The sequence below is a fragment of the Oceanobacillus sp. FSL W8-0428 genome (assembly GCF_038004405.1).
Taxonomy (GTDB): Bacteria; Bacillota; Bacilli; order Bacillales; family Amphibacillaceae; genus Oceanobacillus; species Oceanobacillus sojae.
Genome location: NZ_JBBORB010000001.1, coordinates 572,293 through 584,703, shown reverse-complemented (window position 1 = coordinate 584,703; position 12,411 = coordinate 572,293). Strand labels below are relative to the sequence as shown.

At 31.7% G+C, this 12,411-nt stretch carries 5 protein-coding genes and 1 pseudogene; 3 read left to right on the top strand and 3 right to left on the bottom strand.

From position 1 onward, the window contains the following. Positions 1-5: 5 nt before the first annotated feature. Positions 6-1,463 (top strand): polysaccharide pyruvyl transferase family protein, encoded by a 1,458-nt coding sequence (locus MKY30_RS02540; protein WP_341082726.1) that lies wholly within the window; start codon positions 6-8, stop codon positions 1,461-1,463. 162 nt (positions 1,464-1,625) lie between these two features. Here the strand turns inward: MKY30_RS02540 and MKY30_RS02535 are convergent. The 3 genes and pseudogenes from MKY30_RS02535 to MKY30_RS02525 all read right to left on the bottom strand — a co-directional run. Continuing rightward, positions 1,626-2,533: pseudogene (locus MKY30_RS02535) on the bottom strand (IS256 family transposase); the annotation flags it as partial. A 272-nt stretch (positions 2,534-2,805) separates the two neighbouring features. Further along, entirely contained in the window at positions 2,806-6,015 is a 3,210-nt protein-coding gene (locus tag MKY30_RS02530; RefSeq protein WP_341082724.1) for an SH3 domain-containing protein, read from the bottom strand. 446 nt (positions 6,016-6,461) lie between these two features. Beyond that, positions 6,462-8,975, bottom strand: a complete 2,514-nt coding sequence (locus MKY30_RS02525; protein WP_341082723.1) for a glycosyltransferase — start codon at positions 8,973-8,975, stop codon at positions 6,462-6,464. A 1,383-nt stretch (positions 8,976-10,358) separates the two neighbouring features. Here MKY30_RS02525 and MKY30_RS02520 point away from each other — a divergent pair. Next, on the top strand, positions 10,359-10,625 hold the full coding sequence (locus tag MKY30_RS02520) for a hypothetical protein (protein ID WP_341082722.1): 267 nt from the start codon (positions 10,359-10,361) through the stop codon (positions 10,623-10,625). A gap of 708 nt (positions 10,626-11,333) precedes the next feature. After that, positions 11,334-12,239: a UTP--glucose-1-phosphate uridylyltransferase GalU gene (gene galU, locus MKY30_RS02515; RefSeq protein WP_341082720.1), complete on the top strand. Its 906-nt coding sequence runs from the start codon at positions 11,334-11,336 to the stop codon at positions 12,237-12,239. The last annotated feature ends 172 nt before the right edge of the window (positions 12,240-12,411 follow it).

The window sequence follows — 12,411 nt, the reverse complement described above, 5'->3', positions numbered from 1 at the left end:
AAATTATGAAAAAGATACTTGTCAGGTCTGGAATGTCCCCATTAGATACTTTTAGCGCAGATGAAATAATTAAAAGAAATGCAATTGGAAACAATGTTGGTAATTTAATGTATGCATATAGTGTCTTTAGAAATTTGACTACTGAAAACGTAGAGCTAGTTTCTGATTATTATAGGACGAATCCCTTAGATGCAGAGATGATAAACGAAACCTACGATGCTTATGCAATTCCGTTGGCGAATGCAATTCGACCTAGCTTTATTCCAACTCTAAAGAAGTACACGGAATTAATTCAGAAGCTTAAAATTCCAGTATACGTAATTGGCATGGGGATGGCTTTTCCTTATGAGCCTAATATAAGTTCAAAAAGGCCCTTTGATGATGATGTAAAACGTTTCGTAAGCGCTGTGCTGGAAAAGTCTAATATACTTGGATTAAGAGGGCAAATTACGTCTGATTATCTTTCTTATTTAGGATTTAAAGAAGGTCAAGATCATCAAGTTATTGGATGCCCTTCGATGTATACTTTTGGGGAAAATATAAAGATTCGCGACATTGAATTAAATACTAGTTCCTCAATAAGTGTAAACATGACACCTAAGGCGGATCAAGAAGTACTAAAGTTCTTAAATAGCCTTTCTGACCACTACAAAAATTTAAATTTTATTCCGCAAGATATGGATGAAATGATATTAACTTATTCTGGCACACCTTTCTTGGGTGGAGCAATTAACACGAAAGTAGATAACTATCCTAACAACTTAATGTCAAACGTATATAAAAATAATCAAGTTAAATTCTTTTTGTCAGCTCCATCTTGGATTGAACATATGAGAAACGTTGATATAAGTATCGGGACAAGGCTACATGGGAATGTTGCTCCAACACTTGCTGGTACACCTAGTATTACTATACCTATTGATGCAAGAATGAGAGAATTATCGGAGTATCATAATTTCCCACGGGTTTCTATTGAAGAGATTAATGCGGAAACGAAACTCGAGAATTTATTAGAAAAGGTTGATTTGCATTCTATTGAAAAAAGTCATCAGAGAAATTACAATAATTTTATCAACTTTTTAAACAAAAATGAAATTGAGCATGTTTATAATTATAATGCTAAAGGATTAAAATTACCTTTTGATGATAAGCTTGAAAAAATTAAACTTCTAGATCCAGTTAGCCCGATAACTTCCTGTAGTTCTGAAGAAATGAAAGAGAGACTACAAAAAAGCTTTGAAATAATGGTACCAAAACAAGAAAAAGAAAATAATAAACTTAAAGGCAAAATTAAAGAAAAAAATAAGAAAATAACGGATTTGAAGTTAGATGTAGAAAGAAAGTCAGAAGATATTAAGAACAGCAAAGAGCAAAATAAAAAGTTAGTGCTCAAACTTCAAAATATAGAGAATTCTAGATCTTGGAAGTTAACAAGGCCATTACGTCTTTTAAGGCAAAAGTGATAATAAAAGTTATAGTAGATAATGATAAGTAATTAAAAGAATTTTTTGTAATATAAAGGGTTTGTCAAATAAGTGTGTAAGTTCCCATTCGCTCACGGTACTTTAACACTCTATTTTTTCTTTTAACTCATCATGAAGAAGCTGATTAATATCTATTGCCTAGTTTTTGATGGGGTCGCCTCCCCATTTGGATTCCAGTTCACTAATTCGTAAAAATAATACTTATAACAGAGCGTTCTCGTTAGGGAATGCTCCTTTTTTTCGTAACTTTTCTAAAACTGGAAGAAATACTCTCTACTGCGTTCATGGTATACATGACTTTCGGGATAGCGCTTCCATAATCATAAAGCTGCTTTACATGGCTAAAATTCCATACCCATACGTCAATCGCTTCTTGATAAGCTCCCATTGTTGTTTAAAGGATTCGAAGGGACTCAAACAAGCTTTGAGACTTGGCGCTCCACCATACACTTTTCTTAAATATTTGGCGAAGGCCTTATAATCTTTATTTGGATTATATTTAATCGAGTTACGAATTAAATGAACCACACAACGCTACGTAATAACTCTCGAGAAAATAGCCCGGGTTCCTTCCTCCAGGACGCTCACTCCATCTATAGGCAGAAAGAAAATATCTTCTACACCTCTAATTTTGATTTCATCAAAAATCTGCATCCACTTATGCTTGCTTTCTCTCCTTCGATGATATAGCTCAGAATCGTATAGACCACATATTTTCTTGGTCTATATTGATTGCGGGGGTGGTATACATATAATCGACAAAAACAAAGGCATAACAGTTATTTAAGGGATGATCCTGCCAGGTTAGCAAGCACTTGGTTGGTAATATCTGAAACCATTTCATGAGAGATAGAAAACCCATAAATATTCTCAATGGTGGAGGAAATATCTCAGTGTGACATGCTTCGTCTTACATGGTAATCACTTTATTTTCAATGACTGATACATCTTTATTCGTTTCGATATAGTTCAGGGCTAAAGGAGCCGTCTCAATCTCTAGGCACCTTAACGTCCACCTCACCCGAACTCGTTTTAATCGTTTTCTTTCCATCTTCCACTACATATAATTTAATATCTTTATCATATCGTTTTGCCATCTTAGATACTCCTAGAGATTATTAGATTTTTTATAAAAATCCCTATTTGGTATGTCTGATTATTAGACTATTATCAATATAATGCATTTGTAGAACTCTAAAACATTAAGGGGTTGAACTGAATAATTACTTGCGAAATAGTAACATAAATAAGCATAGAAAAGAAATGATATAGATTTCATATAAAAATAGACCATATTGCAAATAGCAATACGGTCTATAGATTAATGATTTAGATTAATATAAGTAGCACTTACCCAGCCTTTAGTGTTCCCACTTTCAATCTGGTACCATCCATTTGTGTTAGATGTAACAATTTTTACTTGTGTACCATTGGTTAAAGAACCAACTGAGCTGTTATTTGTACCAGGGCCTAATCGTACATTTAAAGCCGACGCAACTACGTTCCCTGTGTTCGGGATATTAATAAAGGCCGGTATTTCATAAACAGCTTCATAATTATCTACCAATTGATAGATATCATATATTCTTTTTGTTTGTCCAGTTGCCCATCTAACATGAGTAGCATATTGCGGATAACCAGGATTATCTGGATTCCAACGCATTTTGTATAAGGTGTCTTGTCCACGGCTAATGTAGCTATTAATAGATCCTGCTCCTCCGATAATAGCAGCTTCTGGAGTGAACCAGCCACGATCAAATGCATACTTAGCTCCACCGTTAATAGGATCAGCATCTACAGCTCCATAGCCATACATATTATAGACAGTATGCTTTGTAAGTGAAGTTTTGGCAATTTGTCCATTGGCATTTCTAGTAACATTTCCTTTTGCATCAACAGGGATACCTTGTGCCAAAGTAGATTTCCCATTACCTGTTTCATGCATAGCATGGGCAATTAAATATGCTTCATTAATATTATTTTGTTTAGCAGCAGTTATGAAAGCTTGTCCTTGACCAGAAAGAGTTCCAGCACCAATTAAGATTTTTTGGTTGATTTCAGCAGCACTGAAACCGCCTGGGTTAGAAAGAACAAGAAACTGAAAATATTCTTGATCTGCTGGACTAAAGTTATTGGGATTAGAGAAAAATTCTACTTCTCCACGTGTTGCAGCAATTCTTCCCGCACCATCTGATTTTGGAGTACCAGCCATTTGACGATCAACCATATGTTTAAATGTGTAGTTATACGCTACACTGTTATGTGTAACAGTTGGCCCTACAGGAGCGGATGAAACATGGTCTTTATAAATATAACCAGTGTGTGCTTTACCGTTCACATAAACAGTAGCTTGGTACCAATTTGTAGTAAATGTTTTGTATTTTATCGAAGAATTGTTTGTATATGACTTTAGTACCTTACTCGAGGTATTAGGTGATGCATAAACATTCATCGATGACCCACTTCCTGCAGCATATCCTGTTTTAGTTTGTTGATTGGATGTAATATTTTCCACATGGTTTTTATGGATATATCCAGTTTGACGTTTACCATTTATAACTACAGTAGCCTGATACCAGTTTGAAGTAAAAGTTCTGTATTGTAGAATACTCCCCGCAGAATAAGATTTTAAAGTAGCTGAACCGGTTGAAGTACTTTTATAAACTCTAGTTGTATTATTCTTAGCTACTCCACGTAAATTCGAAGGTTTTGAATCAGCATTTTCCACATGATTCTTATGAATGTACCCAGTTTGACGTTTACCATTCACAATAATTTCGGCTTGATACCAATTTGAAGTGAAAGTTTTGTATTGTAGCAAACTGCCAGCAGAATAAGTTTTCCAGGTTCCTGAGCTGGTAGAAGTACTCTTGTAAACTCTAGTAGGATTATTCTTAGCAACGCCTTGTAAACTTGTTTGACTGGATGCAGCATTTTCCACATGATTTTTATGGATATATCCAGTTTGACGTTTGCCATTTACAATAACTTCGGCTTGATACCAATTTGAAGTGAAAGTTTTATATTGCAGCAAACTGCCAGCAGAATAAGTTTTCCAAGTTCCTGAGCTGGTAGAAGTACTCTTGTAAACTCTAGTAGGATTATTCTTAGCAACACCTTGTAAATTAGTTTGACTGGATGCAGCATTCTCTACATGGTTCTTATGAATATATCCAGTTTGCTGTTTGCCATTCACATAAACAGTGGCTTGGTACCAGTTAGTACTGAAAGTTCTATATTGCAGTAAACTGCCAGCAGAATAGGATTTCCAAGTTCCTGAACTGGTAGAGGTACTTTTGTAAACTCTGGTAGGATTATCCTTAGCAATACCTTTTAACGACTGTTGAGTATTAGCTAAATTGTCTACATGATTTTTATGAATAAAACCAGTATGAGCTTTTCCATTCAAGTAAACAGTAGCCTGATACCAGTTGGCGCTATAGGAACGATACTGCAAAATAGTTCCTTCATTATAGCTTTTAAGTTTTTTAGAATTAGTATTTCTAAATTGATATACATATGTTTTATCTTTTAGAGCAACACCTCGAAGGTATGGCGACATAGCAAAAGTTGTGATTTGAGGTGACAAAAATTCTCCGGCAGAAGCATCCTGTTCTTCCTCAGCAGCATCTTTATCGGAAGCATCCTGTTCTTCCTCAGCAGCATCTTTATCGGAAGCATCCTGTTCTTCCTCAGCAGCATCTTTATCGGAAGCATCCTGTTCTTCCTCAGCAGCATCTTTATCGGAAGCATCCTGTTCTTCCTCAGCAGCATCTTTATCGGAAGCATCCTGTTCTTCCTCAGTAGCATCTTTATCGGAAGCATCCTGTTCTTCCTCAGCAGCATCTTTATCGGAAGCATCCTGTTCTTCCTCAGCAGCATCTTTATCGGAAGCATCCTGTTCTTCCTCAGCAGCATCTTTATCGGAAGCATCCTGTTCTTCCTCAGTAGCATCTTTATCGGAAGCATCCTGTTCTTCCTCAGCAGCATCTTTATCGGAAGCATCCTGTTCTTCCTCAGCAGCATCTTTATCGGAAGCATCCTGTTCTTCCTCAGCAGCATCTTCATCGGAAGCTTCGTCACTATCTAAGGAAGCGTTTAATTGATCAGATTCCAATATATTATCAGATAGTATTTTATCTATTTCTTCTTCATCGACGATAAATTCATTATTTACGTAACCTTCAAACTCTTTTATAGAATCTTCTGTTTCAGATTCAAAAAGAACTAATAGAAATTCTTCTTCTGAATCCTTATCTTCATCGGAATCCAACTCTTCTAGTAACTGGACTTTTGAAGGGTTTGGAGCTTCAATAAGAATTTCAGTTGTTTTATCTGAAGGTTCTGCGTAAATGGGGATCGTTTCTGTTGAATCAGAATAAATGAAGTAAAGATCCTTATTTTGTAAATCACTGTTCTCTTCGGTATTTTGAAACTGAGAGGAAGAGGCTAAAGCTGCTGTATTAGGGAAGATAAGAAAAATTACAACAATAGTTACAAAAAAACGCCTTAATTTTGCTTTTTTAAACACTTAATACGAATCCTCCTAAAAGAAATATTTAATTGTCTATGTACAAAAATTTCTTTATTATTTCACCTCCTAATAAAAAGATTTATAGACCCATAGTTTATTATCGTAGTTTATCGTCAATTTGTTAAGCCATAATTGTGAACTTTTTGTAGAAATTAGTAAAAAAAGTCTGAAAAGCTGTAGTATTAAGCTTTAATCTTGATAACAAATTTTAAATATTAATTACTTATGCAAGATAACCTATAGACTAGGTTTTAAAAAAGGTTTTTTTTGTGAATTTAAAGAAATAAAATACCACCTTTGAATTTCCGATGGTATTTTATTTCTTTAAATTAATATAGAAAGTTCAATTATAAAAGTCTTAACAAAGATTTCTATTATATACGTGATTTACAATTGATAACAGATAATTAAGATTCATATTATTAGAGCTCAACAAAATAAAATTAATGTTCGAATACCTCTGTACATAATTTAGATAAGATCTGTTTATTATATGCATTGTAATCTAATTCTTTTGTATTGATTCCTTGATCTAAGTATTGAATCATTCCTTGGGCGATTGAATCGCTATCTCTTTCTACTAATATCCCATTGGTATCATTAATAATGGAATTAATACCAGGAACATCTGTTCCTATGACAGGCAAGCCTAGAACTTGTGCTTCTAAAATAGCCATACCTTGCCCTTCATAAACAGAAGGTAATATAAAACAATCACAATAATTTAAAAACATAAATGGATTATTAATATAACCTAACAGGAAAACATGGTTTTCAAGATTTAATTGTTTTATCAGTGAAGAAAGTTGTCTTTTTAGTGGACCATCACCAAGAATATACAACCTGCTCATATTCTCCTTTTTGACAACTTTTTTAAAAGCTTTGATAAGTTCCTCATGATTTTTTTCTGGTGATAGTCTAGCAATGTTAACAAAGTTATTGTAATTTTTATTAGGAGCCTTTAACCCTTCTAATGTCAACTTATAATCTTCTATAATATCTTTTTGATAGGTCAGGTATTTATGGTCAGTTGCATGATCAAAATAATTACTATTAAAACTTTCTTTGGCCATACTTTTGATTTCATCACCATTAATAATATTACTGATTGAAATCATTTTATTTTCTTTATCTGTTATAAAATGGCCCAAATTTTGTTTGTTTATTTCATTAGCACTTTCTGTAACAGAGACAATTTTATCAAACTGATCATATAAACTAAAGATAACTTTTAAATTCCATCTATGTTTATAGCGCCCATTAATAATTTTATTAAACTCACTCATCATATCATTGTGTAAATAGATGACCTTTTTCTTAACAGGTGAAAAAGCGAATATTGCTGTGAATACTTTATTGTATCCACCATAGTCTATTATTACATCAGGATCTAAGTTTCCAAATATTCTTAGAAAGTTAAGTTGAAAATATTTTTTTAATGATTCTTTATTAATATACTTTGATTCAAAGCCCTGCCTATACAAAAGATTTTGAGAAATAGTATCGACAATATTCCGATTGGTTCTGGAAAATTTAGAAATAATGTGAACACGCTTATCCAGTCGTTTCATATTTTCTATTTTTTCTTTAAATATCTTATCGTTTTCAACTAAAATAATTTCATATTTCTCATAATCAATCACTTTACTTAAATTAATAATTGAGTTCGTAATGCCGTTATTATAAAAGCCGCCTCCGTAGAAGACAATAACTCTTTTATTAGATTTAAATAGGCGGGGTTCATTTTTATGGTCTAGAATAAAATCTACTGCCTTTGCAGCAGAATTTCCATTATCAAATGAACAATATGTTTCTAAATAATTTTTCATTTTGTTACGGTAATCATTGAGATACTTTTCTTTATCCTGTTTTACAGAGTTAAGCAGGTCATCTAAGTTATAAGAAATATTACCAGGCAGTGTCTCAAGCTCTAAATAGAATCCACGCTCTTCTTCATAGGTTTCTTTATCAGGCATATAAAAATAGATAGGTTTTTTTAAAGGTAGAAAATCAAAAAATATACTTGAATAATCTGTTATTAGGCAGTCAACACAGCAAAGCAGCTCATTTGTATCCACCCAATTAGGTATGATTTTTTTATCTAACCCTAATTCAACTACCTTACTATAAACAAGATAATGTGGCTTTAAATAAACATGATAATCATCACCAAAAGCTTCTTGTAATAATTTAACTACTTGAATTAATTGTTGTATGTCTTCAAATGTAGTTTCTTTTAAAGATTTCTTCCAAGTTGGAGCAAATAAAACAATTTTTTTATTGGGTATTAATTGATATTTCTCTGAAATCTCTTGTTTAGAGCTATTAAGTGTTAAATCCATGCTTGGATTTCCATAAATACCCACTTCAGCATTTGAAATTCCATTCACATCATGACTTTCAATTAGCTTTTGTGCTGTAAATTTATTGGGCATGATTAACTTATCCACAGTAAATAAGTTTTTTTGTGTATTTTTATGACTATTAAAGTCTGTCTTTTTAATATCTGTACCTAGTGTTTTTAAGGGAGTTCCATGCCAAGTATTTACATAAATTTGTTCTTTTCTTTTTGTGAAATAAGGCTTAAAAGAAGTATTATTAACTAAATACTTACAAGTAGCAAGTAATTGTAAGTATCTTTTACTTTCGTATTTAATGATTTCAATGTTTTTTGAGTTGTAGTTTTTCTTAATCCATATAACCATGGGATCTTCGATATCCTTTACTACTATATAATAAGAAAAATGTGGATATCCACGAAACATTTGTCTAAATATTGCATAAGAATTACCAGTGAAACTGCCCCCATGATAGGACTCAAACATTATGCTATCTTTTTTTATTTCAGAAGATCTTATTTGGTTTAAGTAATAAGCATTATCTTTAACTCGTTGATTTTTTAGGTTTTCTTTTATTGGACTTAATATAAACTTCTTTATTTCCTTAAACTTTCTCACTTTCTTCGCTCCTCTTATTGACTATTACATAGGTGCTCGGTTAAATTTTTTGTAAATTACTATTTGGCAAGCTTTTAATCGTTGAAATAATTATATAACCTTAATTGTAGCATTATCTAAACATATAAAATAGAGTGCATTCATAGATAAATTTATGGATCAGAAATATATATTGGGCTAGAGGTTTAATTCAAACAATAAAAAACGCGCAAACTCCTTATTTTTTTACAATTTGTTTAGATTAATAAACAAAAGGGAGTTACGAGCAATTGAATTTTAACATAACTCTATCGCGATTTGAAGATGTTATGATTGCGAAAATAGAAAATCGTAGAAGAAGCATATATTTTATAAAAATGAAAAGTAATTAACCGAAAAATAATGCCGTTATCTTCACTACTATTAAGAAGCTTTTGTGGTACTCAAGCAAATACATGAATTAAAAGAAGTTTATAGTGTATGGTTTGAAATTTTAAAAACAAATGGGGAAATACCTCGTTAAATACCGAGAGAAGACTCAAATAAACAAAAAAGGAGTGAGCTAGAAACCGACTAAACAATTGACATAGAAAAATATAAGATATAATGCTTAAAATTTTTGTGAAAGTGATATGGTATGTTTTATTATCTTCTAAATCAATAATATTGTGACATAAAAGTTGTAATTAATTGTAAAGTGAAAGAAAATACAAGTTTCGACCTGAAATTGAAAGACTAAAGATAGCTGAGGTTTATTTAGTAACTGTGTATATCCCTATCTGGCTTTGGAAGAGGATCAGATAGAGTGGATATTTTTCTTTGTAGTATCTGGATTTTTAATCACTGCATCAATTATTTCATGAATTAATCGCAGCCATGAATTCAAATTTTTACATTATATAATTAAACTGATAAAAAGGTAAGAAAATTGCTTGCTTTCATTATGAATAGGATATGAGAAATCAAGAATTACAGGTATTTTAATGATGATAGTTAGCTACCATGTTTGTCCTGCAAAGTAAAAGGGCAGTTTTCTAGAGAATAGCGTCAAATTCTGTTTAGTAGTCTTATATATATATGCTTAAGAAATGCTTTTTTGTTTTATAAATAGTAAAGTTTTGGTAGCATAGAAGCCATTTTATAAAATAATGTTAGAAATTTTTACTTTGAGTTATAATAGTCGATGATATAGTAAAGATGGTAGAAGAAATTAAAGTGAAATACAATAAATTTTATTCATGCTGTGTTAAACATACATGTATAGTGTAAGTTTTACTCAAAGTAGTAGTATAAGCAGGAGCAGACTTTATAATGATTTGGAAGGACAGAAGAAACCTTTCACCCTTCGATATTGACTATTTCTTTTATTATATGGATTCAAGATATAGGGTGGTATAGTTTTCTTTGTTAAAAGAAAATAATATTACTTTTCCAGATATGAAATTTGCAGAGGAGAAGATGTTCTTCTTTGATGTTTTCTTTCATGTAAATAGAGTTTCAACGAAAGTACAGCCAATTCAATATGTAAATAGAACTGATGAAAATTCAAAGTCGTTAACTAAAACTACGGATGTTATATACATAAGATATCACAATTTAAAAGTTATTGATTTTGTCAAAGAAAAGAAGTCACCAGTAGAAAAAGAAAAAGCCGCTTTCAAGCAGCTTTAAGAGTATGATATTTTAAGAACTTTTAACTCTATGGTTTTTTAGTAATTCAAAAGAAAAGTATAATTTCTTTGAATTACTAAAAAATGTTATAGATACAGCAAAAGATTTAAGGTATGATTTTAAGGAATAGTTTAAAAATCCGTTACTTAAATGAGTAATAGAATTGTTTATTGAAGACTGGATAGAGGAATTTGTGAGAGTATTTAAATTCTCTAAAAAGGATATATACTATTAGGGATAATAAAGCTTATCTAGAAATTCCTTTTGGAAGAATATATACAAAGAATAAGGGCGTCATAGCTTGCAAGGACAGTTGATTCTTAAGTGATTGATAAAGTATATTATTAAAATGTAGATAGTGAAGAACTGCAAGATATTAATTGTACTTAGCAGAGATAGAAAAAGAGGAGCGAATGATTTACATAGTTGATTTTGAAGTTAAAGACAGTAGCCTTAAATTTTAGAGGGAAAAATCAGTGAGATTAAAATTCTGGTGTTACAATATTTATTAATCGATATATCGATTAATAAATATTGAACGAATTCAAAAAAACAGTATTTCTTATCAAAATAAAATACAAATTTTATATATCTCAAGATAACATTTTAATTAATCATTAAATAGTAAAATTACCAAGTATTTCTTAGATTCAACAAACCTAATAGTTAAACTTTAAAAAATAATAAAGGTATGGAGGAGTTTTTAAAATGAAAAAAGTAAAAAAGGCGATTATCCCGGCCGCAGGACTTGGAACACGTTTCTTGCCTGCAACAAAAGCGATGCCTAAAGAAATGCTGCCGATTGTAGACCGGCCAACAATCGAATACATTGTCGAAGAAGCGGTTCGTTCAGGAATTGAAGATATTATTATTGTAACGGGGAAAGGAAAAAGAGCAATTGAAGATCATTTTGACTATTCTTTTGAGCTTGAAGAAAACCTTTTACAAAAAGAAAAATATGATCTATTAGAAAGAGTTAAAGAATCTGCTAAAGTAGATATTCATTATATCCGTCAAAAAGAACCAAGAGGGCTAGGACACGCTGTCTGGTGTGCAAGAAAGTTTATTGGAGATGAACCATTTGCTGTATTGCTTGGGGATGATATTATTCGTTCCAATGAAGATCCAGGATTATTACAGTTAATCAATGAATATAACGCAGTGCAATCATCTGTAATTGCTGTGAAAAAAGTGCCTTCTAGTGAAACGCATCGTTATGGTGTGATTGATTATACAAAAAAAGAAGGGAAAAGATATCTTGTAAAAGATTTTGTAGAAAAACCTGCTCAAGGAACAGCGCCATCAAATATGGCGATTATCGGACGCTATGTACTTACTCCTGAGATTTTTATGTATTTAGACGAACAGAAGATTGGTGCTGGCGGTGAAATTCAACTAACTGATGCCATCCAAGCATTAAATAAAGAGCAAAGTGTTTATTCCTATGAAGTGAATGGAGACCGTTATGATGTTGGGGAAAAGTTAGGTTTTATTGAAACAACATTGGAAATGGCGTTGGAGCGAGAAGAGTTAAAACAGCCACTTATAGAATATTTAATTCGATTAGGAAAAAAGCTTAACGAACAAAACCAAAATGTAGAGTTGAGTAATTAGTGATAAATTTATAATGAAATAGGCAGAGTAACATTTTGAGAATAAATATGTTTTAATAGAATTTTTATAAATTACCTGGGCTTTCTATTTTATAAGCAGTACTTTTTCAAAACATTGGAGATATTATTTACAGTACTGGTTAGTTTCAAATGAGAATTAAAACAGAGATTTG

Excerpts from the sequence above, each read along its gene's own strand:
- MKY30_RS02540 (WP_341082726.1), top strand. The coding sequence starts at position 6 with ATGAAAAAGATACTTGTCAGGTCTGGAATGTCCCCATTAGATACTTTT.
- galU (WP_341082720.1), top strand. The coding sequence starts at position 11,334 with ATGAAAAAAGTAAAAAAGGCGATTATCCCGGCCGCAGGACTTGGAACA.